At 60.5% G+C, this 25166-nt stretch carries 21 protein-coding genes and 1 tRNA gene; 18 read left to right on the forward strand and 4 right to left on the reverse strand.

Annotated features, from left to right (window positions below):
- The first annotated feature begins 187 nt into the window (after positions 1-187).
- From GRX01_RS07780 to GRX01_RS07805, 6 genes are all read left to right on the forward strand, one after another.
- A tRNA-Gln gene (locus GRX01_RS07780) sits at positions 188-260 on the forward strand.
- A gap of 288 nt (positions 261-548) precedes the next feature.
- Positions 549-803: a hypothetical protein gene (locus tag GRX01_RS07785; RefSeq protein ID WP_159665230.1), complete on the forward strand. Its 255-nt coding sequence runs from the start codon at positions 549-551 to the stop codon at positions 801-803.
- A gap of 118 nt (positions 804-921) precedes the next feature.
- Entirely contained in the window at positions 922-2481 is a 1560-nt protein-coding gene (locus GRX01_RS07790) for a type I restriction-modification system subunit M (RefSeq protein ID WP_159665232.1), read from the forward strand.
- On the forward strand, positions 2481-3812 hold the full coding sequence (locus tag GRX01_RS07795) for a restriction endonuclease subunit S (protein ID WP_159665234.1): 1332 nt from the start codon (positions 2481-2483) through the stop codon (positions 3810-3812). The genes GRX01_RS07790 and GRX01_RS07795 overlap by 1 nt, the downstream gene beginning before the upstream one ends.
- A gap of 4 nt (positions 3813-3816) precedes the next feature.
- Positions 3817-6777 carry a type I restriction endonuclease subunit R gene (locus GRX01_RS07800; protein WP_159665236.1) on the forward strand — a complete coding sequence of 987 codons (2961 nt, stop codon included), beginning with the start codon at positions 3817-3819 and terminating at the stop codon, positions 6775-6777.
- The gene (locus GRX01_RS07805; protein WP_159665238.1) at positions 6774-7517 is read left to right on the forward strand and encodes a M48 family metallopeptidase; all 744 of its coding nucleotides are present in this window, start codon (positions 6774-6776) and stop codon (positions 7515-7517) included. The genes GRX01_RS07800 and GRX01_RS07805 overlap by 4 nt, the downstream gene beginning before the upstream one ends.
- Positions 7518-7544: 27 nt before the next feature.
- Here GRX01_RS07805 and GRX01_RS07810 read toward each other — a convergent pair whose 3' ends face one another.
- The gene (locus GRX01_RS07810) at positions 7545-8006 is read right to left on the reverse strand and encodes a hypothetical protein (protein WP_159665240.1); all 462 of its coding nucleotides are present in this window, start codon (positions 8004-8006) and stop codon (positions 7545-7547) included.
- Between the two features lie 719 nt (positions 8007-8725).
- Here GRX01_RS07810 and GRX01_RS07815 point away from each other — a divergent pair.
- The 4 genes from GRX01_RS07815 to GRX01_RS07830 all read left to right on the forward strand — a co-directional run bounded on the left by GRX01_RS07815 (position 8726) and on the right by GRX01_RS07830 (position 13105).
- On the forward strand, positions 8726-9031 hold the full coding sequence (locus GRX01_RS07815; RefSeq protein ID WP_159665241.1) for a hypothetical protein: 306 nt from the start codon (positions 8726-8728) through the stop codon (positions 9029-9031).
- Entirely contained in the window at positions 9028-9396 is a 369-nt protein-coding gene (locus GRX01_RS07820) for a hypothetical protein (RefSeq protein ID WP_159665243.1), read from the forward strand. The genes GRX01_RS07815 and GRX01_RS07820 overlap by 4 nt, the downstream gene beginning before the upstream one ends.
- Complete coding sequence (locus tag GRX01_RS07825) at positions 9393-11687, forward strand: hypothetical protein (protein WP_159665245.1); 2295 nt, start codon at positions 9393-9395, stop codon at positions 11685-11687. Before GRX01_RS07820 ends, GRX01_RS07825 begins: the two co-directional genes overlap by 4 nt.
- A 197-nt stretch (positions 11688-11884) precedes the next feature.
- Complete coding sequence (locus GRX01_RS07830; protein ID WP_159665247.1) at positions 11885-13105, forward strand: site-specific integrase; 1221 nt, start codon at positions 11885-11887, stop codon at positions 13103-13105.
- Between the two features lie 54 nt (positions 13106-13159).
- On the opposite strand, the gene GRX01_RS07835 is transcribed toward GRX01_RS07830, so the two are convergent.
- Positions 13160-13456, reverse strand: coding sequence for a hypothetical protein (locus GRX01_RS07835; protein WP_159665249.1), 297 nt, complete (start codon positions 13454-13456; stop codon positions 13160-13162).
- Between the two features lie 106 nt (positions 13457-13562).
- Here GRX01_RS07835 and GRX01_RS07840 point away from each other — a divergent pair, with 106 nt between their 5' ends.
- The 5 genes from GRX01_RS07840 (at position 13563) to GRX01_RS07860 (ending at position 21757) form a co-directional block, all read left to right on the forward strand.
- Positions 13563-14600, forward strand: coding sequence for a hypothetical protein (locus GRX01_RS07840; RefSeq protein ID WP_159665251.1), 1038 nt, complete (start codon positions 13563-13565; stop codon positions 14598-14600).
- 335 nt (positions 14601-14935) lie between these two features.
- The gene (locus GRX01_RS07845) at positions 14936-16723 is read left to right on the forward strand and encodes a hypothetical protein (protein WP_159665253.1); all 1788 of its coding nucleotides are present in this window, start codon (positions 14936-14938) and stop codon (positions 16721-16723) included.
- Positions 16720-19407, forward strand: coding sequence for a phospholipase D family protein (locus tag GRX01_RS07850; protein WP_159665255.1), 2688 nt, complete (start codon positions 16720-16722; stop codon positions 19405-19407). The genes GRX01_RS07845 and GRX01_RS07850 overlap by 4 nt, the downstream gene beginning before the upstream one ends.
- Before the next feature lie 630 nt (positions 19408-20037).
- Positions 20038-21315, forward strand: a complete 1278-nt coding sequence (locus tag GRX01_RS07855) for a YihY/virulence factor BrkB family protein (protein ID WP_159665257.1) — start codon at positions 20038-20040, stop codon at positions 21313-21315.
- Positions 21316-21454: 139 nt separating this feature from the next.
- A complete protein-coding gene (locus GRX01_RS07860; RefSeq protein ID WP_201289540.1) occupies positions 21455-21757 on the forward strand; it encodes a hypothetical protein in 303 nt (100 codons plus the stop codon).
- A gap of 127 nt (positions 21758-21884) precedes the next feature.
- On the opposite strand, the gene GRX01_RS19355 is transcribed toward GRX01_RS07860, so the two are convergent.
- A complete protein-coding gene (locus GRX01_RS19355; RefSeq protein ID WP_267903193.1) occupies positions 21885-22019 on the reverse strand; it encodes a hypothetical protein in 135 nt (44 codons plus the stop codon).
- A gap of 148 nt (positions 22020-22167) precedes the next feature.
- Here GRX01_RS19355 and nth point away from each other — a divergent pair, with 148 nt between their 5' ends.
- Positions 22168-22851, forward strand: a complete 684-nt coding sequence (gene nth, locus GRX01_RS07865) for an endonuclease III (RefSeq protein WP_159665259.1) — start codon at positions 22168-22170, stop codon at positions 22849-22851.
- 97 nt (positions 22852-22948) lie between these two features.
- Here the strand turns inward: nth and GRX01_RS07870 are convergent, their stop codons facing one another.
- A complete protein-coding gene (locus GRX01_RS07870) occupies positions 22949-23434 on the reverse strand; it encodes a DUF7321 family protein (RefSeq protein ID WP_159665762.1) in 486 nt (161 codons plus the stop codon).
- A gap of 131 nt (positions 23435-23565) precedes the next feature.
- On the opposite strand from GRX01_RS07870, the gene GRX01_RS07875 reads away from it, so the two are divergent.
- Together GRX01_RS07875 and GRX01_RS07880 are read left to right on the forward strand one after the other, a co-directional pair.
- On the forward strand, positions 23566-24459 hold the full coding sequence (locus tag GRX01_RS07875) for a DUF7319 domain-containing protein (RefSeq protein ID WP_201289541.1): 894 nt from the start codon (positions 23566-23568) through the stop codon (positions 24457-24459).
- 77 nt (positions 24460-24536) lie between these two features.
- Positions 24537-25163 carry a plastocyanin/azurin family copper-binding protein gene (locus tag GRX01_RS07880; protein WP_159665261.1) on the forward strand — a complete coding sequence of 209 codons (627 nt, stop codon included), beginning with the start codon at positions 24537-24539 and terminating at the stop codon, positions 25161-25163.
- Positions 25164-25166 lie beyond the last annotated feature (3 nt).

The raw sequence follows: 25166 nt of genomic DNA on the forward strand, positions 1-25166 counted from the left end.
GCGCCGACGATCCCGATTTCGAGTGCGGGGGGTGTGGGCGCGGATTCGAGGCGAACAGGCAGCAGTGCCCCGACTGCGACGGGTTCGACATTCGACGGGCGTGACCGGTGGCCGGGAACGATGGGGTCGGTCCGACCAGTGCGGAAGGCAATCCTATTGTACGTCGGTCCAGTACGGCCGAACGCGCAGTCCCGTGGTGTAGTGGCCAATCATGAGGGCCTTTGGAGCCTTCGACGGCGGTTCGAATCCGCCCGGGACTATACAGCGGCGCTTTAGCATCCTTCATCTGTTGACTGTTGTTGAGCAGCAAGGGGGCCCCTCGTCTGTGGGTTGATCTAAGTAGTATGTGGCACGAACCACACCGAAGCCGACAGAGGTGTACCGGCGATGAATCGCGGCACCGACCCACGAGTGACCGGGCCGCATGCCTTTCTGATCTCGAATGGTACCAGACTGGTCTGGCGGTGTGAGATCTGCGGATACGAGTCCGCCGACCCCGCACTTCGCTTGGGCTGTCCTGAGTGCAACCGTCAAGTCGGGTGGTGGCCATGACCGACAGGCAGCGATTCCCGGAGCCACTCGCTTCAATCGTCGTCTGGAGTGCGATAATGAGTCGCGCGAAACGTGAAAAGTACAAGCAGGGAGTATTAGTTGTCGATGTCCTCGACAAAGCAGAGGAAATCGGGGTAGCGCGTCACCGCGCAGCAGATATTCTCGTCGAGTGGGTTAGCGAGGGGAAAGTCGAGAAATCCGAAGACAGGAACCGTATCGACTGGTCGAGTAATGGACAGTCGATAACGTAGCGACGTCCTCGCTCCCACTTCGCCACCATCGTCTTTCTTGCAGGGGTCTGTATCGTTGGCTCGCCGTCAGCGGATCTCCGACGCTGGTGTTATTACATCGGAAGGGTATCGCTGTCCTATGGCTGAACAAGACCAGGCGACGCTGCCTGGAACGGAGCCGGATCTACTCACTCTCGATATACTCGAAAACCATCTGTGGGCAGCCGCAGACAAGCTGCGCGGGAGCATCGACTCGGCCGACTACAAGAACTACATCTTCGGGCTGCTCTTCCTCAAGCGCGCCAACGACCGCTTCGAGGAGGAGACAGAAGAAGTCGCTGAGGAACTCGGGATCGACGTTGAGACGGCCAGGGACGACCGGGACCTCCACGAGGAGTTCTGGATCCCGGAGCGCGCCCGCTGGGACCACATCAAGGCACAGGAGACGGACGTCGGCGCGGCGCTGAACAAGGCGCTCGCGGCGGTCGAAGACGAGAACGACCCGATCGCCGACCGCGTGCTCACCACAGTCGATTTCAACGACAAAGAGCGGTTGCCCGATTCACTGCTATCCGATCTCGTCTCGCACTTCTCGAAGCACCGCTATCGGAACGAGGATCTCGAAGATCCCGACATCTTCGGACGGGCCTACGAGTACCTCATTCGCGAGTTCGCCGACGACGCCGGGAAGAAAGGCGGCGAGTTCTACACGCCGCGTGAGGTCGTCCGACTGATCGTCAAGTGCGTCAACCCGGAACCGGGCCATCGTGTCTACGACCCCTGCTGTGGCTCCGGCGGGATGCTCATCTACTCCGCCGAGCACATCCGTGAGTTGGGCGGCGACATGGAAGACATCTCGCTGTATGGTCAGGAGAAGAACCTGAATACGTGGGCCATCGGCCAGATGAACGTCCTGCTCCACGAACTATACGACGCCAAGGTCGAGAAGGGTGACACCATCACCGACCCGAAGCGCGTCACTAAGCACGACGAGCTGGAGGTGTTCGACCGGGTCATCGCGAACCCGATGTGGAACCAGAAGGAGTGGAACAAGGACTGGGTGCAGGACAACGAACCGTACAACCGCTTCCCGTACGGGCTTCCGCCGTCGAACCGTGGTGACTGGGCGTGGATTCAGCTCATGATCGCGTCGCTCAACGAGACTGGAAAGGCTGGTGTCGTGATGGACAATGGCGTGCTGTTCCGCTCGCGCTCGGAAAAGAAGATCCGCAAGCCGATTCTGGAGAACGATCTCGTTGAGGCCGTGATCGCACTTCCGGAGAACCTCTTCTACAACACTTCGTCGCCCGGCTGCATCCTGATCCTGAACAAGAACAAGCCCGAGGAACGCGAGGGGAAAGTTCACTTCATCTATGCCGAGGACCAGACGCTTCGCGAGTCGAGCGTGCAGGTGTTCAAAGAACTCTCGAACCAGAACCAGCTGACCGATGAGGGCGTCGAGTACATCTCCGAGACGTTCCGTACTGGGCGTAAGGAGGATCACCACAGTCGGCTCGTCGATCTGGAAGAGATCGAAGAGAACGACTGGAACCTGAACGTGCCGCGGTATATCGATACAACCGAACCTCAAGAGCCGGTCGACGTGAGCCAGAAGCTACGGGAACTCGACAAACTGGCTGAACAGCGGCGTAAGACCAACAAGGAATTGCAGCGGTACATGGAGGAGTTGGAGTACTAATGAGTGAATCGTCTAAACTCTCGAAGCATAGTGAGGAGGGCAAAAGGGTCAAGATGGGACCTCGAACCCTCATTATTCCGGAGGACTGGGAGGACGTAGCGTTCGAGGATGCCATTGAACTGAATCCAAGCTACGACAAGCCCGATCGCGAGTCATTTGCATTCCTCCCGATGGACGCAGTAGATGAGGACAAGCAAACAATCGAGTACTGGATGGAACGCGAAAGGGACGACTGTACGTCAACGTGGTTCACGAACGGCGATACCGTCTACCCGAAAATCACGCCCTGTACCGAGAACGGGAAAATCGCACTCATCGAGGGGGTGGAGACGGAGTTCGGTTCCGGTTCCACCGAGTTTCTGGTTTTTCACCCCCGAGAGGGCATAACTGATGATCGGTTCGTATACTACCTTTCGAACCTTCCGGATTTCCGTGCAGTAACAATTTCTCTCATGGAGGGGTCGACGGGTCGTCAACGGGTGCCGAGTGACGTTTTCGAGGGGGGAATACATATTCCACTTCCGTCGCTTGCCGAACAGCGCCACCTCGCTGATATTCTCTCAACAGTTGACGAGCAGATTCAACAGACAGCTGAAATAATCGAAAAGCGGGATGAACTGCTCACAGGACTGAAACAGGATCTCCTGCTCGGTCGCAGTGGAACTGATCAACAGGAAATCCAGATGGGTCCGAAATCAGTATGGATTGATTCGAGTTGGGATGTATCGAAACTTGGCGACGTAGGGCACGACGGCGAGAAGTCGTTCGTTGATGGTGACTGGGTAGAGAGTGATGATATGGTTGCCGACGGTCCATACCAACTTATTCAACTGGGGAATATTGGAATTGGAGAATTCAAGGGAGAATGCGATAAGTTCGTCTCTGAAGGATTCTTTCAGGAAAATAACTGCACACTCGTTGAAAAGGGAGACCTCCTTATTTCACGGCTCGCCGACCCAGTCCTCCGCACAATTGAGGTTCCGGAGTTTGAAAAGAAATCTATCACTGCTGTAGATATCGTCGTCGCAAAAGTAGACGAGTCGGCGTGGGACAAACGCTATCTAAGATTCTTGCTGAATTCAAAAGTGATGAGCGATGTCGGTGGAGCGCTGGCTACCGGTTCAACGCGACAGAGGATCAGCCGAAAAAACATGGAGACGATAACAATTCCTAAACCTCCGCGTGAGACTCAAACACAAATCGCTGATGTTCTTGAAACAGCGCATACCGAGGTAAAAGCCGAAAAAAGGTACAAAGAAAATCTTCAAGATCTTAAACGTGGGCTCATGCAGGACCTTCTTACTGGAAAGACCCGTGTAAACATCAACTAGTCCCATGCCCGACGAGTACGCCGAGTCTGAACGGCCTGCACTCGAAACCCTCCAGCGGCTCGGCTGGGAGGTCGTCGATCAACAACAGTCCACTTGGATCGACCCTCGCGATACGGGATCCTCGGCTGTACTCGAACCACGCCTCCGTGACGCTGTCGATCGCCTGAATCCCTGGATCAACGAGAACAATCTGAACAAGGCCGTCCGGGATATCACGCAAGTCGCCGGAACGAGCACGATGGACGAGAACGAGCAGATCCACGAGAAGCTCGTCCGCCACACCTCCGTGGAGCAGGACCGCGGCCACGGGAAGCAACATCAGACCGTCCAATACATTGACTACGAAAACCCAAAGAACAACGACTTCTTTGCGCTCAACCAGTTCCGGGTGGCGGGGCCGGTCGAGGTCGTCAAGCCCGACATCGTGCTATTCGTCAACGGAATCCCGCTCTGCGTTGTCGAGTGCAAGAGTCCCCTGATTCCGGAGCCGCGCTCGGAAGCACTCGATCAGCTCACCCGCTACCAGAACGAGCGAGACGGGGAGTCGGAGGGCGCGGAAGAACTCTTCCGGTACAACCAGTTCTCGGTCGCTGCTTGGATGGAGGGTGCGGTCATGGGTACCTACGGAACTCCGAAGGACCAGTACAAGCCGTGGCGGGACGCCTACCCGCTTGAGGACGACGAGCTGGCCGAGCTGTTCGATCTCGACGGCTACCTCCCTGATCAGTACCGGATGCTGTATGCGCTGTTCGAGCCCGAGCGCCTGCTCGACCAACTGCGGCACTTCACAGTGTTCGAGAACAAGCAGAGCGGTGCGGTGAAGATGGTCGCCCGCTACCAGCAGTACCGGGCAGTCCGGAAGGCGCTCGAACGGATCGACAAGCGCGGTCGCCGCGAGGCGCAGGGCGGTGTCGTCTGGCACACCCAGGGGTCGGGCAAATCGCTCACGATGCTGTTCCTCGCACTGAAGCTACGCCGACTCAAAGACGACCCGACGCTCCTGCTGGTCACGGACCGCCGCGCGCTCAACGACCAGATTCACGCGACGTTCGAGCGGTGTGGCTTCCCGAATCCGAAGAAGGCCGAGAGTATCGAGGACCTCCGTGACCGACTGGGTTACGACGCGGGCGAGACGATCACGACGCTGATCCACAAGTTCCAGACAACGGATGACGAGGACGACTTCCCGGTGCTCTCCCGCAACGAGAACATCTACGTGATGGCCGACGAGGCCCACCGGACGCAGGACAAGGAGCTTGCGAACAACATGCGGACGGCGCTCCCGAACGCGTTTTACGTCGGGTTCACTGGCACCCCCATCGAGAAGGACGAGCGCAACACCCGCCGGACGTTCGGGAACTACATCGACACGTACACCATCGACCAGTCGCTGGAGGACGGCGCGACCGTAGAGATCCTGTACCAGGGGCGGCTCGCCGACATCCACCTCGAAGGCGAGACGCTCGACCGCCTGTTCGATCGCATCTTCTCGAACAAGACAGACGAGGAGAAGGCGGAGATCCAGAGCCGGTACGCCCGCACGCAGGACCTCGCCGAGGCCCAGCCGCGGATTGACCGAGTCGCGCTGGACATCATCGAACACTACGAGGAGGACGTCCCGTCGCCGTTCAAGGGCATGGTTGTCACCACCAGCAAGGAGGCGGCGATCCGGTACAAGGAGACGCTCGATAGCCTGAACGGGCCGGAGTCTCGGGTCGTCGTCTCCGAGGGACACAACGACCCCGAACACATCAAGAAGTGGACGCCGAGCGATTCCGAGAAGAGCCAGTACAAGGAGTCGTTCGTCGATCCGAACGGTGAAGTCGAGCTGCTCATCGTCTGCGACATGCTCCTGACGGGGTTTGACGCCCCCGTGGCGCAGGTGATGTATCTCGACAAGCCACTGCGGGAACACAGCCTGTTGCAGGCGATCGCTCGCGTGAACCGACCGTTCGAGGAGAAGACCCACGGGCTCATCATCGACTACTACGGCGTCTCCGACGAGTTGAAGGAGGCACTCGCGATGTTCAGCTCGAAGGACGTCGAGCGGGCGATGGTACCCGTCGAAGACAAACAGCCAGATCTTGAGGCGGCCCACAGCAAAGCGATCTCGTTCTTCGATGACCTCGACGAGGTCGAGCAGTGTGTCCAATCTCTAGAGCCTGATGACCGCCGGATCGAGTTCAAGAACGCGTTCAAGCGCTTCTCAAAGCTCATGGACGTAGTCCTGCCCGACCCAATGGCGAATCCATACTTGGAAGACCTTGAGCGGCTCTCCACGATCTACGGGACTGCGAAGGAGCGTTATCGCGACGAGACGATGAACCTCGAAGGCGCGGGGGCAAAGGTCCGGAAGCTGATTCAGGATCACATCACGTCGCGCGGCATCGAGGTCCTGAACGACGAACCGGTCTCGATCATGGACGAGGTCGAGTACGACGCGAAAGTTGAAGACCTGGAAAGCGACGAAGCCCGCGCGAGTGAGATGCAGAACGCCATCAAGCATGAGATCAACGTCCGATTCGACGAGGATCCGGTGCAGTATGGGTCACTCCGGGAGCGGCTTGAGGACCTCATCGAGGAGTATCGCGAGGACCGCCTCAGCGAGCGCGAGACTATCGAGGAACTCCGGGCGCTGATGGACGAGATTCGCTCCCGCGACAGGGAGGCCCGGAACAAGGGACTACGTGGCGAGACCGACCTCTCGTTCTACCACGCTGTTGAAGACGTCCTGGATGACCACGACGCTGAAGAGGAGGAGGTGGTCGAACTGACGGGAACACTGGTCGAGACCGTCGAGGGGTTCGTCACGAAGGTCGAGTGGAAAGAGCGTACGCACTTGCAGAACAAGATGCGGAAGGAGGTGACTGGCGACCTCTATCGGTCCAGTGTCGACCTGTCTGGAGACCAGCGCCGGGAGCTCACGAACCGCGTCATCGAACTGGCGCGAGCTCACTACCAATGAGCGAGCAATTGAAACGCCACCACCACATCGGGCAGACGGTCGTACCGTATGCTGTCGATTGGTCGGAGGACCGTGAGACGATGTCGCTCTCGATCGACGAATCGTTGGAGCTGACCGTCACGGCGCCCATGACCGCTACCTCCGATGATATCGAGGCCGTGCTGGAGTCACGACAGGAGTGGATCCTTCAGAAACTCTACGGGCTGAAAGAGCAGGAGGGTCCGCCGTATCCGCAGGAGTACCTGACTGGCGAGAAGCTCCAGTATCGGGGGCGGCAGTACCCGCTGGAAGTCGTTGAGGCGGATGTCTCTCAGCCCGTACTCTCGTTCGACGAACAGACGTTCACGCTCCGGACGCACCGGTACGATGGGGGCGGTGATCGCGTGAGTGTTCACCGCAAGCGTCAGGCAGTAGTTGACTGGTTCATCGAACAGGCCAGAGCGGAGCTACCGAAGCGCGCGACCGATTTTGAATCGAGGCTGGGGCTGGATGACGTCGACGTGGAGGTCAGCGAGATTGAGGGCCGGTGGGGCGAGTACGATGACGGCGTGGTGCGTCTGAACTGGCGACTGGTGCGGGCCCCTGTCCGGATTCAAGATTACGTCATCGCGCACGAGTTAGCGCATTCGGCGCACGACGAACATTCGGATTCCTTCTGGAACACAGTGGGCGCGCTTGTTCCTGACTACGAGGACCGGCGCGAATGGCTCCGATTAAACGGGAATACACTGGCAGTCTGACTCTCTGCTGACGACTGCGGAATGTCGCTACCAGTCGTAATCGTACGTCGCGCGTAGGTATCGCTTCCACGTCTCTTTTTGACTACCAGACAACCCACCAGTCATTTCGCTGGTGTTGTTCATCCGATCTTCTGGTTCGAGGAAGTCCCATTGGAAAAAGCCGTGCCCTGGACCGACTGTGCTTGCTGTTTCTACCAGAGAGGAGAGAACTGGCTCGTCTCGAGTATCTCCTGCCAAGTCTATCAACGCCAGTACGTTTGAGACGTAGGCAGCCTGGCTCCCAAGCCTATCTGCCAGCCAGCCGTAAGTAACGGTGGGCCGTTCTCTCGTTATCAGGTGCTCGTCGCCTGGATTACCCTCTTCGGCTTTGTCTATCAACAGCGGCCGAGCCTGCTTCGCGTACGGGACTACCGTCTCCTCGCTGACTTCCTTGTTCTGAAAGTGGTGCTTGTAGACCTTCCTGAGCTGTTCATCGTAATCCCCGTTCATCGTGAGCAACCTGTGATCGTACCGGTATAATTACTCGGCAGATCGTTCCCTGGCGTTGCCCACGACCCTTTCTCGCTGGCTCGCGCTTTGGTCACGTTGGCGCTCGGGGTCGGAGCGGTGGCGCGGCCCTCACAGCGGGTACGAGGCCAAAAGCGAGCTGGGCTCGTGGCCCTGTAGGCACGGACGGGCGCTACTGCCGGTGCTCCCGCATGTTGACAGAACATAAGCACAGTCTCACCAGAACTCCTCGAGTACGGATTCGGTGACGAGAGCGGGTTACCCCACCCTCGGATGCGCGTCCAAGAGTATGAACTGGATGCAACGAACCGAAGCACCCGAGCGAGACCCAGACGACGAATTGCGAACACCGCAGAGCGCAACCGACCTCGCGGGGGAAGCATTGACCCCCGCGTCGGTGGTTGAGCGACACAGGACCGCGCTTGAGCAGCACGCTGACTCAGATAAGCGCTCCGCGTGGGTCGCGGCGGTGCTACTCGCTGAGCACGGCGATTCGGGGGCGGACGCGTGAGTCCTCCCGCAGCTCTCCGCCCTGACCCCACGAACCGCAGGACAGCGCGGGGATGGTCTACCCTTCACCAAAGTCCCTGTTTAAAAATAAAAAGAGGCGCTTTGGTGAAGCATGGACTGACCTGGAGCCGTCTGGCGGTTGGTGGTCGACATGACCGGTCCGCTGGCAGCTCACTGGGGGTCGGGCAGCGATGACGGCCGATGACGACCGGTGGGCCAAGTACGAGACGCAGCCCGACGAGATCGACACCGACGCGCCCGATGATATGGTAGTCTGTCGGGTTTGCAGCGGTACCTACGGCCAGATCACGGCCCAACACCTCCGCGTGCACGGAATGACCCTGAAGGAGTACAGGCAGGAGCATTCGGACGCGCCGATCTACCCGGACCACCCCGATCGGCAACCTGGCGGGGGTTTCGAGGAACACACCGAGGAGTCGAAAGAGAAGATCTCGGAGGCGATCTTCGGCCTGCATCAGGAGGGGCACTACGAATGAACCAGATCGGAAACTCCGACTCGTGGAGTCGGGCCGACGCTGTCCTCGTTGGCACAGTCCCCCAGATCCGTCGAGCGGTCCGGAGAGTGTTGGAAGAGCACCCGACACCAAACGACAAAGACCAGCGTGACCCCTGGGCGCGTCCACTGGGCTACGACGCTGATAAGGCAGTCTGCCGGTGTTGCCTCCGCGCCTTCGACGAGATTACCGACAGACACCTTGCTCAGGCACACGGAATCCGGGCTTCAGAGTACGCCGACCAGTACGATGACCCGGTCAGAGACCCCGAACCGCTCGGCGAGGACGAACTCACAACAGCCGAGTGGAAGGGCTGGGCTCACTCCATTGGCGGTGGTCCAAAGTGACCGATGACCGCGGCGCCCCCTATGTGAAGCGGATCACTCACGAAGTCCCACAGTCGATAAGGCCGCGCTGGGAGTCGGGCGAGGAGATCCCGCCTGAAGAGATTCAGGACGCCTTCGACCCCACGGTCGAGCAACTGGTCGAGGCAGAGAGCTCTGGGGTAGATCTCGTACCGGTCCAGGGCCCGATCTCGTCCGGGAAATCGTGGCTTCTCGCTGCGACAGCAAGACGTTTCCAACGGTTGGGGAAGGAGGTGCTGGTGCTTTCGCCCCAGAAGCAGAACCGGAGGGAGCTAGTCGGTAGGCTCGGATCGCTCGGCGCAGACGTCATCGAATGCCCGAGCAACCGCGACCTCTGTCTTTGGGACAGCTGGAAACGAAGCTCAAACCGGTTCGATCACGGCGTCTGTTCGTGTAACGGGTGTCCGTACTACCCCGAGAACTGGGACGAACTTCACGAGCACGTACTGAATGGCTTGTCCGAACACATGGACGACGAGTCGCCGGTCGTTCTCTCCCAGCGTGAGCTCATCGAGTTAGCTGAAAACGGAGTAGTCGGGAACTGCCCGAAGTACTTGATAAGAGCCATAGATGGTTGTAGCGAGTTCGATCACGCTGTTCGGGTGGCAACCCACCAGAAAGCGCTACCAGATTCGTTGGTTGGAGACGGAGGCGGGCCGTTCGACCCAGACGTGGTTCTGGTAGACGAGGCGCATAGTCTCGCTGCGGACACTGATGTTGTCAGTCAATCCGTGGACACAGACGAGCTGGTTGCCGACCTGAATGCCATCGCTGACGGAGCGAAATACGCTGAGGGACTCGAGAGCGTCCGGTACGGAGACTCAATCGACGATGTGGCGGACGCGCTAATCGACTGGTCCGAAGAAAGCAGTAGGAAGGAGGTAAGCCCAGAGTCACTGCTCAAGCGCGGAGTCGGTGTCGACGATCTCGATGAGACCCTGACGGATGTCGAAGAGGGTCTGCAATCTTGGCTCGGTATTGGCAGCACGCCTGATGACGAAGTCCAAGCGGCCCTTGATGCCGTGGGCAGAATCCGTGAATTCGTAGCCTTGCTTCGGTCCTACTTGGAGGGTGAACACGAGTTCGTACACGCCCGGTACGAACAACAGGGGAACGACCTGAACTGGCTCGCGTTCAGGCGTCTACAGGATGGCCGGGAGAGTAGCGATTACTCAGGCGAAGAGGTATTCAACCACTGGGAGAAGACGGGGACCCACTACGCAATTAGCGAACGTTGGGGTGGATTCCTGGAGGAACATATCAAGCAGATCTGGGAAGGTTACTCCGTGAGTCGGAGTGAAAAGACGTCAGCCAGTGCCCGCGTCCGGGGACCGCTCGAGTCGCTACAAGTCACCACAGGAGCAGACCTTGTCTGTGGGTTCTCTGCCACGCACAATCAACTGTCCGACCCAAAGCGGCCAGTTGACGACCCTCGTGAGACAGCCCACGACATCGTTGTGGTCGAGCCGAATCTGAGGACAAGTGGAAAAGACATCCAAACAGGAGGGGCGTCTCCGTCACGAGAGTGGTTCCAGAGATCGGTGCGCCAGGCGAAAAATGAGTCAGGGGCGAACCTCGCTGCTGTTCCAATAAACAAACGCAACAGTGATCGGTGGACGAATCTGCCAGTGGAGAAACTGCGCTCAGAAGATCGCCTGGGCAGAGGGACTGAGATCAGCGGACTCGTTCCACATAGCCGGAACGCGATCGGGAACAAGGATTATGAAGAACTTGAGATCGATGCCGTGCTGGCGGGCGTTCAAGTCCAGTCGCCTGCTGACACCGCCAGGAGGCTCATAGACCTCTGGTACTTACTCGCGCCGCGTTATCAGACTCCAGCGGAGGCACTAGAAGAGTCGTGGCGGATGTTGGCACAGGCGGCGCTTTCGGGAACTATTCAGGCGGCCGGTAGGTTCTGCTCCGAGGCACCCACCGTCCTGTTCGATCTCCCCGGCCTCGTTGAGCTCGCAGGCTATGAGTTCGAGCAGGCCTCGACTGAGACGGACGGGTTCCCCGGAGCGTTCACGCGGGCCTTCGAGGAGCGACGAGACCAGTTGAGGGAGGATCGGTCTGTTGACGGTGTGAAGAAGTCGGTTGACCACGTTATGGAACACAACTCTAAGTCACCTACTATCTCACAAACGACTTCGATGTACGAACGTGCCTTTGGTGGCCCAACAAAGCTCTCCGCCGAAGACGCCCTTGAGAGGGCACTTGACCGTGGAGAGCTGCAACTCGTGCGCGGCTATCTCAGATTCCCAAACGGCGCGTAGAGTCGGGATGAGCGGGGGGCGCCGTGCGCGTGCGCGCGAGACCACAAAACAGCGGACATCTCGGAAACACCCCACTTGATACGCGCAATCCCGCTCACGGCCACTCAAAACCTCCCGTAGAGAGCGTCAACGGCAGATTTCGGCAGCGCTTGCTCAGATCGTAACGAATGGATTCAAAAGTGACAAAAAACGAATGAATGCCAGACCTGACCGACATCCACGGCTTCGGTGAGCAGTTCCAGAACCAACTGGCGAAACTTGAGGAGGCCGACATCGACGATGCAGACAGAAAGGCGATCCGGGCGTTCACCCGTTATCAGGACACCCAGCGAGACCTAGCGACGAGCACGCTGGTCAACAACCTCTCGGACTTGCGACTATGTGCCGAGCGCGCCGACCTACCGCTCGTTAAGATGGAGCGCGAAGATGTCGACGAGCTGCTGTTCCGGTACAAGCACGACCGGGGGCTGGCGAAGGGGACGCTCCGGAACTACCGCAAGGCGCTCAAGAAGTTCTTCCGGTACCAGGACTGCGAGTGGGCAACCGAGATCGAGATCGGTGCGAGTCCTGATAGGGAGGTCGACGCCGACAAGACGCTCGAAGAAGAAGAGATCGACGCGCTGCGCGACGCCGCGAACCATCCGCGGGACAAGGCGCTGCTCGAACTTCTGCTCGACACCGGACTCCGGATCAGCGCCGCGGGGACGCTTCGGGTTGGTGATGTCCATCTGGACGGGCGCACCGGCGCGATCACGCTGAACAAGGAAGCAGTGGGTCGGAAGGGAGCGTCCGGCACCCGTCCCCTCGTCTGGAGCAAGCCGTACATCGCGAACTGGCTCGATGTCCACCCTCGCAGTGACGACCCCGACGCCCCGCTGTTCGTCTCACTCAAGAGGCCGGACGACCCCCAGTATGGCGACGGCTCCCTCACCTACTACCGCTACCAGCAGATCCTCAAGGAGCTCGCCGAGGACGCGGGAGTAGATGGCGAGAAAGTCAACCCCCACAACTTCCGCAAGAGCGCGATTTCGCGGTGGATCCGCGAGGGGTTCTCCGAACAGGAGATCAAACACCGCGCGATGTGGGTGAAGGACAGCCGGCAGTTCGAGACCTACTCGCAGGTCACGGACGAGGAGATGAACGACCAGATCCTCGGGAAATACGGGATGTCGGACGAGGGAGAGGACCACAGCCCGAAGATCGAAAACTGCCCGCAGTGCCAGACACCGCTTCGAGAAGACGCGAGCTTCTGCCCCGGATGCGGATTGCCGCTCAGCCAGACCGCAGCTCGCGACATGGAGGAGGCGGAGGACGACTTATTCGCGGATCTCGCGGATGCTCAGAGTCCGTCAGACATTGGGATGCTCCAAGACCTGCGCTCCGTCATCAAGGAGCATCCTGGACTGTTGAGTGACTGAATCACGGCGCGTACCTGTAACTGCTCTTCGGAATGCCGGCGCGTTGAGTTGGGCCTATTGCGGGGAACCACAGTACTCGATGCTCTCTACCTCATGACCGCTCGTCATAGGGTTACTGCCACTCGGGTGGATCCAAGCAGTCTCCACATCGTGCGATGGGTTCCAAGAGAGAACCTGCTCAGAATTGTCTCGGGCAAGCGTCAAGTAGTAGACCGACTCCCCGGGCGATGGTGATCGAGCCTCCTTGTCGGCCACATCGTATCCGTCATCGTTCACGGTGAGTCGGTCCCCGACCTTGATCTCCTCGAAGTCGGGCAACTTCTCTCGCAGGTCATCGATCGTGACTGTCACTGGTCAGTTGTAATCGCCTCTGGAGAAAGAAGTTGTGAGGTTCAGAGTAACCCTCGCTGGTTCTGCGACACAGTTAATCCAGACCAATCTCAGGTCTACTGCATAGATGGCGGACATCTTTCTCGTACCCGTTGGCGACGGTTGGATAGAGGAGTTCCGAGATACAGTCGAATCACCGGTGCAGTTGGATGGAGAACAGACCATCGAGGAGCTTTCCGACCACGAGGAAGCGCGAATCTGGGGGACCACCAGAGGCGGCTTCAAGCAGGATTACTACGAGAGTATGGAGCCTGATGATGTACTCTTGTTCTATTCTGCTGGTGAATACTTCGCCACAGGCAGGGTCGGTGAGCGTTTCGAGAGCTCTGGAGTCGGCGAGTGGCTCTGGGACAACCCAGAAAGCCGGTTCAACTACACGATCACCGATTTCGAGCCAGTCTCTCTATCGCGGGAGGATCTGAACTCGCTCCTCGGATATGAGGAAAACCATTCGCCCCAAGGATTCCTCCGTGTATCGGATACCGCCCGCACGAACCTACTGCAGCGGTATAACTCGGTCGAGGCAGCGTTCCAAGACATTCGTGACGGCGGTTTAGAACTCGAAGGACGTGACGATGGCAAAGAAGACGATGAAGATGAGCCAGATGACTCTCCGCGCGAACACACTGAAATCCAGTGGCACCTCGTCCAGTTGGGACTGAAGCATGACTATGAGGTCTACGTCGCGAAGAACGACCAGAACCTCACCTACGACGGTCGGCGGCTCGCCGATGGATGTATGGAAGATTTGGAACTCACAGGTTTCAGCGATGCAGCGATGCGGATTATCGAGTATGTCGATGTCATCTGGCTTGACGGAGACTACATAGCGAAGATGTTCGAAGTCGAAAGTACGACGAGTGTCTACAGCGGTATTCTCCGGATGTCCGATTTCGTTGTGAAGGTGCCAAATCTCGCCGTCGAGATGCATATCGTGGCGTCGGAGGAGGACGAGCAGAAGGTCCGACGTGAGATGGAGAGGCCCACCTTCCAGCGAGTCATGGGGATGCCCGACCACTCGACCCTTCGATATACCTCGTTCGAGGAGGTGCGAAAGAAGCACCAGACGGTTCAGGACGCAGGCCCACTCCAATCAGTCTTCTGAGTTTATACTGGCGTTCAGCACCTGAGTGGTCAGAAAGCATACGAGGACGGATCCGGTGCTGAACCGCACTGTCAGTCTCCCCCCGACCAAGTGCCTGTAACTATTCACAATACTTTCAGTGTTTGACTGTGTTGACAGGTGGCATGGCTACGGATTTAGAACCGGTCTGGACGACGACCCTCCCGCAGGCCTCAAGTCGGGATCCGCTTCGCGTCGATGGCGCTCGTGGGAGTATTCGAAATCAGCTATTTCCTCATTTGACTGCGGTCGCGAGTCGGACGCGGCTTCGGTATCTCTCGTTCCTCGCGTGGTGTCTCGACAACCGGGCACATGAGTTGGACTGTTCGCTGGAGTTGTTCGAGGTCCAGTTCCTGCTCGGGTCGATGGCCTGTGACGCCGATATTGGCCCGCTTGGTGGCAGCGGATTCGTCGGTGTAGGACGCGACGTTTCAGGAACCGACATCACCATCAGTGACCTCGTTAACCACGAGACACCACCGATCGATATCTCGCCCGAGCGTGTTCGGATTCATAGCGGCAGCCCGACGTTCTCTGAAAGATACGCTCGAATGGCGACCGACCTCGCCCTCGTTGAACCGAACTCGGACGAGCTTACGCCGCTTGGCGAGGCAGTGGCGACCGCCTACGAGGACGCCATTGATATCTCGTTCGACACGTTCATCGAACAAGCTCGTGATCAAACGGTCTCGGGGAGTTTCTTGACCGCGTTTTCGGGCAGTGGCTGTGCCTGTAGTCTGTCGGCAGCCGAAATCCAACTCTTCCGACGCCTCTTCTTCGGGTTATCCGAACTATCACGAACCGGTAATGACCAGACGCTCACGTTCACGGAGACCCCACCAAGCCACCCGGCCGATCTGGAGCCGGTCTTCGAGCGCTATCGTCGAGCGACCACGGATGTGGGGGTTGATTCCGTTCTTGATGTAGTAGCGGTTCAGGGCGACGTAGAGTTCGACACAGAGGTGACATCAGCGCTGGTTTCCCGCTTCGCCGAGGGCCAGCCCATCTTCGCTCGGGGGTCATTGCTATTCGTACTCGGGCTTGGCGCCCAACACAACGCAGACCGTGATATGCCAGTCATGGGCGATCTCGACCAGATCGCCGACGTGTGGGCACTCCACAATCTTGCCCGGCGGTTCGTCGGAGTCAACGAACAACTGCTTGAGCTCCTTATCGAGGTGGTACGCCTCCTCGAACCGGCTACGCCACAAGACGTCGCCCGGACGGTCGTCTCCACGGATGCCTTCACTCAGACGTTCGCGGCCGTCCCCGCTGATGTGACGATCACGCTGCCGGACAGTGATACTCAGACGACCGGTCTCCAACCCCTCTGGCAGGCCGCGACGTACGGGGAGTGGTTCCTTACCCAGCCGACAGTATCACTTGAGCCAGCCGGTGATGCAATCCATAATGAGGCATCGGAAGCTGTGCTCTCATGGACCGACATCCGGACGCGGCTCGAACGTGGGAACGATCAACCTCGGTTCTCGCTTGATAAGCGAGCTCCCTGGGCACTCTTTCATCTGTTCGATACCGCGGTCGATCGAGCCACGAGCGCCGCGCAAACCGGTGATAATAGGTCGGCACTCGCTGCGGCCGGGGAAGCCGTCTCGTTAGCTGCCCAGCTGTTCGCCAGGTGGCAAACGTGGCACGATACCTATCTCGCTACTCCAGAGCGGGAGGCGCTTGCAGCCTGGGTCGAGGCCCAGTTCGCTGCACCGCCGGCAAACGCCACACAGCCGACGGATCAACCCCTCTCACCGCGATTTCTCTGGGCGTTCCCTTACGATACCACACAGCCGGTCGCGGATATCATGGCAGCCTATCTCGAAACGTGGATCGTCCGCAGGTATGTTCGTGTCATGTACCGGAAATACCGAAACAATGGTCGGGCACCGACCTTCCTAACGATGAATGAGGTCGGTGAGCTGTTTTACGAGCAGTCATACCGGACGGCCGGTCCAAACCCGAATATCTACAAGCAGGTTGCTGACGTACTCTGTGAGCTCGACCTCATTGAGACAAACGATCGAAACGACATCCAGGTGACCGGTGAGGGGCGAGCGATCGTCGATCGGCTATGTTCGGAGGTGCCCTGTGAATGAACCTGATCCAGGATCTCCGAGATGGGCAGGCGGGTCTGACCGGGGCGCTCTTTTCGACGTACACCTTCGCACCGGAATATTTCGAGCAGATGGTCCGCTACCACGTCGCCGATCGCGGGGCGGGCACGACGGTTGTCGTGTTCACGGATGCAGAGACATATCAAACGACGCTTGAAGAGGAAGCAGTTAGTATCGGGAATCAATATCAGCTTGCTCCAGTCACGGTTCCAAACCGAACGTATCATCCGAAGCTGTGTTACCTTGCGGGCGAGGAGTACGCGGTCGGGTATGTTGGCAGCGTGAATCTCACCCAGCGAGGGATCAACAGCAACCGGGAGTTACTGACGAAGGTCCGCTGTACCAGTGGAGATGTTAAAGCACTCGGAGATGCACTAGCCAGTGGAGGGGAGTTGGACGCTGATGAGCAGGCGACGGCCCGCAAGGTATCGGTTCTCTACGGCGTCCATCAATTCTATGCACAGCTGCTTGAGGTCTCGAACGGCGACCGGATCGGACAAGTGGCCCGCTCCCACGTCGGTGATGTTCTTGAAGCAGCATCGTGGCTTGCAGAGATCGGCTCGGAGCTATCCGATTACTCACAGGTCAATACTACGAGCAGTCTCGTCCACAATTTTGAGACACCGCTGTGGCCACAGGTTAAGGCCGAACTCGATAGGCGTGAAGAGTCGTTCCGGCAGGTGGACATCGCCGTGCCATACTACGGTCAGACGCTAGATGTCCCCGAACGGATCATGGATGTTAGCGATAGTGTGACGCTGTGGCTCCAGCGTGGATCAACTAGCATCGATACAGACCAGTTGGCCGACCTGGTTGACCGACCCGGACTCACGCTCCGTGTATACGACGAGTCACGATTCGTCCATGGCAAATGGCTGCGGATTGAGACCGACACGGCGACCTATAGCCTACTGGGCAGTCAGAATGCGTCGCGATCGGCAATGTTAGAGTCAGCCAGCCGACCAAAAGACGGTGCCGGTGGCACCGGTAACGTGGAGGTCAGCCTCCTCCAACGGCGTGGGTCGACGGACGCGTTCGACGACATCATTGGGGATACACAGTTCGAGAACATCGAGGAATACACGGGCGAGCTGCCATCCGCGTCTTTCCGTGATCCTGGTAACCCGCAAGCTGCGCCCACCGACGGGACCGTTTTGGAGCTTGATTCCGTTAGTTTCCGGCCGGATCTGACCGAATCTGCGGGCACCCTACGGATTGCGGCACGCCGGCGATCAATCCTGCCGGCGGATCCCGATGAACGCTGCCTTGAGGTCGCGCCGGATATGTCCGACGAGATCGTAATTCCGCTCCGGTCAATTCATGCAGTCGAATCGGAGACAGCAGCTCACTCCGTGGATGACTGGCGGACAGCGATCTACGAACGGCCCATACATCGAAGCAAATGGGTGGACGCGCTCTCAGGAAGTGTGACGGCTCAGCTGCGGTGGAGCGATGAGCGGTCGGCTCAGCGGTGGGTCGAGTACCATGCCGTTGAGGCGGGTGAGAATGCGCGGGCAGCAGAGGACGCCGGCGCGAATGCCATCATTACGAACCTATCGCGACTGCTGCAGGGTGACCAAGACGAAATCGAGGACGCGCTTGCAAGCCTCCAGAGTGTCGTGGCCAGTTTGGATGCACTTTCAGGCGAGCCGTTGTACTCAGTGGAGAGCGGACAGCTTCAGACACCGTTACCAACCAGCGAAGCGCCTGATAGTGACGACGGGTCAGTCACGCCCACGGCAACGCACCCGTCATGGAGTGGATCAACGAATGAGGAGGATGCCGAATCGCTCGTTGAATCCTTCCTCGATGGGTGGGCAGGTGAGGTCAGCGTGCATCGCGACCAACTCCTACAAGAGCGCGATTTCACCGAGTCCATGCCGCCGGATCCGGAGACAGTCACGAACCAGAATATCACCGTTACGCAACACCTCGCGAGCCGCCTCGGGGCGCTTAATACTGTCACTCCCTATCTTGATGCGCTCGATACCCATCTTCAACGGCAAAGCGATGTAGATGTCTCGCTCGATGCGGTCGTTCGTGACCTCCCCGAACGATACCGTAGTCTCTACCTCGAACGAACGACCGTCGGAAGTGGCGAAACATTTCTTGACTCCCAACTTTGGGGCTTCCTGGATAGGGCGGGCAGGGTTGCAACTGACGAGTATTGTGGAACCGAGCGCTTTCACATGGCACTCCACGACTCGATCGGGGCGGCAATTGTGACGGCAGCCGTCATCTGTGAATCGCAATTGGACTGTTATGATCCTCTCGCCGATGAGTCGGCGAATTGGCCGCTGGCGAGACAATATTTGATGACGCTTCCAGAGTCTGCGCCTCCTGAACTTGACCAGCCAATACTCGAATGGGGCGTGGCACAAGTGGACGCGGCAATGGACCCGATCGAAGTGACTATGACAGAGAGTGGGACCAAAGAACTCTGGTCACTCGTTGCGGATGCACTCCAGTACGAATCCGACCTTCGAAGTGTCGTGGGGCGGTTTTATGCTCGGGTAATATTGCTGGGAACCGACACGAGAGGGAAGTGGACAGACATGGAGATACCGATTGAAGTACTCGAGTCGATGCAGATGTATGCGGACGAACTCGGTCGGTCGATCCCCGAGACGACGCTTTCGACGTGGGAGTTGTCAAGTACGCATTGAGGATTGATGGTGGCTCTATTGCCAGAATTATAACCCAATTGTGGCTCGTCCTCGCCGCCACCGACCCGTTTTTTCAGGAAACGCTCGTTCAGCCACGAGACTTTACTGAGGCGCAACCGCTAAGCCCGAGAAGTTCCTGGTCGGAGACTTGTATTGGGGGAGTGCATCGATCCTGAACGAGGCAACTGGGGGCGCAACCGCGGCAATCCGAAGCGAATGACTCATTCTCTAGCCGTCGTTGCCGTGACAACGCTCAACACGCTGCCGTGTGTCTACATCTGGGCACCTTTCACTCATCCAAACAAACTGAGGACCTCATCGGCTTGCCTGTCGCTCACTTTGCGGGTTTGAATACGCGGCCTGCAGCTATCGTCGCACATTTTGATTGGACTGGCAACCATGCTAAATGTGCGCTCTGTATTCAGCACGACAGTTAAAAATTATAACTGGTTGGGTGTTTCAACAGAGCCAGCCAATCCGAACATTCCCTCTGAAAAGCGCTCAAGGATGCGAAAATCGAAGATTAGGGCCCGCCCGGGACTATTCTTCCGACACCGATGCCGTCGTCGCCGCCGGCGATGTCGATACCTCGTAACAACTCATTAGTGTCGAACTAGTGAAGGGTTTGCCATGGTCGCGTTCTCCGGGGTCACGCAGACAGTCAAGCGGGTCGTGTCCGACTTCTCCGACAAGAACGTGACGTTCATGGCGGCCGGTATCGCCTACAACGCCCTCGTCTCGCTGGCCCCGCTGGTGATCCTGTCGCTGCTCCTCGTCTCCGCGGTCGGCGGCGGGCTGGAGGAGCGACTGCTCGCCGTGGCCACCGACTCGCTGCCGGGCCCGATCGCCGACGCGATCGTCGGTATCGCCGGGAGCCAGCCGTCGCTCGCCGGCGTTTCCGTCGTCGGGGTCGTCGTGCTCCTGTGGGGGACGCTCAAGATATTTCGCGGGCTCGACACGGCCTTCTCGGAGATCTACGAGACCACGGTGGAGAACTCCCTTCGCGATCAACTCGTGGACGGAGCTGTCGTGTTCGCCGTACTCGTCGCCGCGATCGTCGCGACCGTCGGCGTCACCGCCCTCTTCTCGGTGCTCTCCGAGACGATCCCGCTCGTCGGACTGTTGACCCCGGTCGTGCTGATCGCCGGACTCGTGGCCGCGTTCCTCCCCATGTACCGGCGGTTCCCGGACGCCGATCTCGAGTGGCGGGAGGCGCTCCCGGGTGCGGTCGTCGGCGCGGTCGGCTGGGCCGTGCTGCAGGGGATCTTTCAGGTGTACCTCACGTTCAAGGGCGACGGCTCTGGCGGCTTCTTCGGCGGCGTGATCGTCGTCGTGACCTGGCTCTACTTCTCGAGCCTCGTGCTCCTGCTCGGGGCCGTTCTCAACTCGGTTCTCGGCGGACACTCGACGGGACAGCCGGGCGGCGTCGGCGCCAGCGTCGCTCAGCGCGGCACGGACACGGAGCTGGACACCGCGATGGATCGGGACGAGCTGTCCGGGTACCTCCGCGACCTCCGCGAGCGACTCACCGGGCGCTACGAGGAACTCGACCCGTCGGACGAACCGGCGGGTGCGGCGTCGAACGGCGAGACGGTCGGGTCGAGGGCGTCGAGTCCCCGTCCGACGGGTGCGGGCCCGGAGAACGACGACGGCGCCGCCTTGTTGGCCGACGAACCAGTGACGAAGACGGGCCGACGCCGGGGAAGCGACGGTGGGGTTCGGGAGGATCGAGAGGTCAGGGAGATCCGGGGGACGCTGCGGACGTTCCGGCCGCGTTCGCTGGAGGGGGATCCGGTGGAAGTGATCGAGCGGTCGCGCGTCGACTGCGACGAGCGAGTCCACGAGATCACGATCACCTGGCGGACCGCCGAACCGGAAGTGGAGGACGACACGTCGGACCGGCGCTGACGCGAACGCTCGGCCATCGCGCGCCGAACCGACGGGTGGGGTTCCGTCGTCTCGTTCCGGGGACATCGCGTGGAACGTGCCCGCTCGTCCTCGCGTCGGTTGCCGGCGACGTTTTCACCGTCGGCGTCAACCTCTCACCGTGACACTCACCGTTCACGACATCCGCAACGGCATCAGGGGCGGTGTGGGCCGGTTCAAGCGCGAGACGACCGCGACGTTCACCAAGGAGGAGCTGGCGGCGCTCGCGGACGCGCTCGACGTGCCTGCGCGGCACCGGTCGACGAACGAGACGACTCGTGCGGCGATCAGGGTGGCCGTCGGGGTCGCCGAGGCGTTCGACGGGGCCGACCCGGGGAGCTTCTCGAAGCCGGAACTGAAGGCGATCGCGGACGCGCTCGGCGTCGAGCCCGTCGAGGGCGACGACCCGGATCCGCTGTACTGAACGGAGTCAGAGGAACGAGACGGCGTACGCGAGCGACGAGAACACCATCAGGCCGACGAGAAACAACGCGAGCATCTGCTGGCGATCCATACCGGTATCTCCGCCGGGACCGACAAAACGGTGACGCTCAGAGACTGAACAGGAGGTACGGAACGCCGAACAACAGGAGCGTCATGACGGCGAGGATCGCGCCGTAGCCGGCGGCGGTGCCGACGGCCGCGCGAAACGACTCGTGATCGAGGGCGCCGAGACCGATGTTCATACCTCCCGATTCGAGGGGCTCGACTAAGTCGTTACCCTCGACGCTGCGAGGCGGCGACGCCCGGGACGCCCATCGAGACCTGTCGGGTTCGCCACAGTCAGAGTGCCGGGTCCGAACCGTTGAAGCCCGCGGCACCGCAGGGTCGACTATGGGAACGCCGCTGAAGTCTCGTGAGGCGCAGGTCGTCGAGGTACTCGACCGGCTGTACGAGGAGTACCCCGACACGGACATCTCGCTGAACTTCTCGACGGAACTGGAGTTGCTCGTCGCGGTCGTCCTCTCGGCGCAGTGCACCGACGAGCGGGTGAACGAGGTCTGTGCGGACCTGTTCGAGAAGTATCGGACCCCGGCGGACTACGCCGAGGCGAGCGAGGAGGAGCTCGCCGACGACATCTACGGGATCACCTTCCACAACAACAAGGCCGGATACCTGAAGGGGATCGGCGAGATCCTCCTCGATGAACACGACGGCGAGGTCCCCGACACGATGAGCGAGCTGACCGACCTCCCAGGGGTCGGCCGAAAGACCGCGAACGTCGTCCTCCAGCACGCACACGACGTGACCGAGGGGATCGTCGTCGACACGCACGTCCAGCGCATCTCGCGGCGTCTCGGGATCACCGAGGAGGAGCGCCCCGAGGCCATCGAGGAGGACCTCGTCGGGGTCGTCCCCGAGGAGGACTGGCGGATGTTCACCCATCTGTTCATCAGCCACGGGCGAGCGACCTGCACGGCGCGGACTCCCGACTGCGACGACTGCGTGCTCGCGGACGTCTGCCCGTCCCAGCGGGGCGACGCCGATGTCGACCTCGCCAGCGGCGAGGCGTGGTGACCCCCCGCCCGAACCGAACGGCCGTCGGCTTCGGTCGAGCTGAGGCGTCCCGGCGGAGCGTGACGGGGCGACGGGACCGCTCCGCCCCACTGGCGGCTCAAGCGACGTACAGCCCGTAGTAGCGGTACAGGCCGATGACGTAGGCGAGGATCCAGAACACGACGTACCCGAACACACCGATCCGCAGGCGACCCCGCCACGCGGCCATGTTCTCGTGGAGGTCGTTGAGGTTCGTGTCGGGGTCCTCCAGCTCGTAGAGGTCGGCGTCGCGCTTCACCTGAAAGATTCGGACGATGCCGGTCAGTCCGAACGCGAGCAGGGCGTACGCCTGCAGCCCGAGGAACGCGTGGAGCGCCGCGACGCCCCCGAACTGGTCGAACAGCCGCGGCGCCATCCAGAACGCGACCGGGACCGTGTTGAGTACCAACCCCGGGACGATGATCCGGAGGTGACGCATGAGGCGGTCCCAGGTGACGTGATCCTGATCGCGCCCGACCATGATCCACGCCCCGTAGAGGTAGAACGGCAGGCTGGCCGTCACCATCGTCGCGGCCGCCGTCGCCGTCATCACATCGGAGGCCATCCGTCCGGCCATCGGAGCGGGGAACTCCTAAGCCCTCCGACGGCGGTCTGATCCTCGCGGCGGCGGTCGACCGCCCGGTTCACCGCCGAACGTCGCGGCGCTTATGCGCCTACAGCACCGACATCGAGACGATGACCGACGCCTCGGACGAGCCGACGGGTGCGCGCGCCGTCGACGGCGGATCGGCGGACGACGGGGCCGCCGACGATTCCATCGAGGCGCTTCGCGCCGAAGTCGAGGAGAAGTACGACTTTGACGACTTCGGACCGGCCGACATGGCCGAGATGACCGCGGCCGAGTGGGACGCGGCGTTCGACCCTGACGCGTGGATCACCGGGCGGGATCTGCTCGACCGCGTCGAGCGGGACCTCCGGAACCAGATCGCCTCCCGGGAGGTGTTCGCGGTGCTCGACCGGCGGAACGACCCACCCTCGGTCGTCGCCTACTCCGACGAGGGGTGGGCGGTCGTCCACGAGGACGGGAGCGTCGAGGGGGAGGGAACGGTGCTCAGGGACGTGAAGCCAACCGTGGCGCTGTGCTCGATGGACTCCTACGAGGTCCGCGACCCGCCCGAGGAGTACGAGCTCCCGACGCCCGAGGAGGTCGAGGGGGGGACCGGCGAGTTCGGGAACCTGATGATCCAGGCCGTCGCGGCGATGCAGATCCTCGGCGGACTGGGGCTGTTCGTCGCGTGGCTGTTCCTGGGCGTCGAAACGATCGTCGCCCCCGTCATGGGGGGGTTCTTCCTCCTCGTCGGGGTGCTGTTGTTCGCGCTGGTCGCGAACGCCAGGCTGTCGGACCGATTCCGGGCCGAGGAGTACCGCGACCGACTCCGCGCGGCCGGCATCACCGACCCGGGCGAGGACGCCGAGTTCGTCCCCTTCGAGGAGGTCGCAGAGGAGGCACTCGCGGCCGCCCGTGCCGAGGGGTCCGACTCGCTGGACACGAGCGGTTCACCCGAGAACGGCGACGGGGAGTCCGTCGGCTCCTCCGCCGACGCGACCCGCCCCGAAACCGACGGATAGCGGGCCGTTGTATGGGCTATGCGCCGGCCGAGAGGTCGGTGGGTTTATGCGCGCGCAACCCCGACCCTCAAACACCCATGAAGAGGCGGGATTTTATGCGACAGGCCGGCGGTGCGACGGCCGCCATCGGGGCGGGCGCGACCGCGACGGCCGGCACCGCCGCGGCCCAGGAGGGCGGCGGCGGCCAACGGCCCGACTTCGGCGGCTACACCGACGGCGCCAAAGGCGGCGAGTACCTCGATGCCCGCGGCGAGTCGGAGGTGACCGTCGAGGTCGGCGGCGGCGGGGGCCTCGCGTTCCTGCCGACCGACCTGTGGATCGACACCGGGACCACCGTGGTGTTCGACTGGGTCTCCGACGGACACAACGTCCTGTTCGAAGACAACCCCGGCGACGTCTCCGGGCACGAGCCGCTCGAGGGAGAGGGGTTCTCCTTCGAGGTGACGTTCGAGTCCGGCGGGATCTACACGTACTACTGTGACCCCCACAAGTCGCTGGGAATGCTCGGCGCCATCGCCGTCGGCGAGGACGTTCCGACGGTGTCCACCGGCGGCGGCGGTCCGAAGGAACTCGACGAGCTGGGCGTCGCCATCCAGGCCCACTGGGTCGGCGCGGCGACCATCCTCGGCATCATCATGAGCGTGATCTTCACGTTCTACCTGGTGAAGTACGGGGAGTCCGCACACACGGGCACGGGGAGATAACAC

Origin of the sequence: Halobaculum saliterrae (assembly GCF_009831625.1) — an archaeon.
Classification (GTDB): domain Archaea; phylum Halobacteriota; class Halobacteria; order Halobacteriales; family Haloferacaceae; genus Halobaculum; species Halobaculum saliterrae.

Coding starts and splice junctions, on each gene's coding strand:
- GRX01_RS07820 (WP_159665243.1), top strand. CDS start 9,028: ATGAACCAGATCGGAAACTCCGACTCGTGGAGTCGGGCCGACGCTGTC.
- GRX01_RS07855 (WP_159665257.1), top strand. CDS start 20,038: ATGGTCGCGTTCTCCGGGGTCACGCAGACAGTCAAGCGGGTCGTGTCC.
- nth (WP_159665259.1), top strand. CDS start 22,168: ATGGGAACGCCGCTGAAGTCTCGTGAGGCGCAGGTCGTCGAGGTACTC.
- GRX01_RS07795 (WP_159665234.1), top strand. CDS start 2,481: ATGAGTGAATCGTCTAAACTCTCGAAGCATAGTGAGGAGGGCAAAAGG.
- GRX01_RS07805 (WP_159665238.1), top strand. CDS start 6,774: ATGAGCGAGCAATTGAAACGCCACCACCACATCGGGCAGACGGTCGTA.
- GRX01_RS07800 (WP_159665236.1), top strand. CDS start 3,817: ATGCCCGACGAGTACGCCGAGTCTGAACGGCCTGCACTCGAAACCCTC.
- GRX01_RS19355 (WP_267903193.1), bottom strand. CDS start 22,019: ATGAACATCGGTCTCGGCGCCCTCGATCACGAGTCGTTTCGCGCGGCC.
- GRX01_RS07870 (WP_159665762.1), bottom strand. CDS start 23,434: ATGGCCTCCGATGTGATGACGGCGACGGCGGCCGCGACGATGGTGACG.
- GRX01_RS07830 (WP_159665247.1), top strand. CDS start 11,885: ATGCCAGACCTGACCGACATCCACGGCTTCGGTGAGCAGTTCCAGAAC.
- GRX01_RS07815 (WP_159665241.1), top strand. CDS start 8,726: ATGACGGCCGATGACGACCGGTGGGCCAAGTACGAGACGCAGCCCGAC.
- GRX01_RS07880 (WP_159665261.1), top strand. CDS start 24,537: ATGAAGAGGCGGGATTTTATGCGACAGGCCGGCGGTGCGACGGCCGCC.
- GRX01_RS07840 (WP_159665251.1), top strand. CDS start 13,563: ATGGCGGACATCTTTCTCGTACCCGTTGGCGACGGTTGGATAGAGGAG.
- GRX01_RS07850 (WP_159665255.1), top strand. CDS start 16,720: ATGAACCTGATCCAGGATCTCCGAGATGGGCAGGCGGGTCTGACCGGG.
- GRX01_RS07790 (WP_159665232.1), top strand. CDS start 922: ATGGCTGAACAAGACCAGGCGACGCTGCCTGGAACGGAGCCGGATCTA.
- GRX01_RS07810 (WP_159665240.1), bottom strand. CDS start 8,006: ATGAACGGGGATTACGATGAACAGCTCAGGAAGGTCTACAAGCACCAC.
- GRX01_RS07875 (WP_201289541.1), top strand. CDS start 23,566: ATGACCGACGCCTCGGACGAGCCGACGGGTGCGCGCGCCGTCGACGGC.
- GRX01_RS07785 (WP_159665230.1), top strand. CDS start 549: ATGACCGACAGGCAGCGATTCCCGGAGCCACTCGCTTCAATCGTCGTC.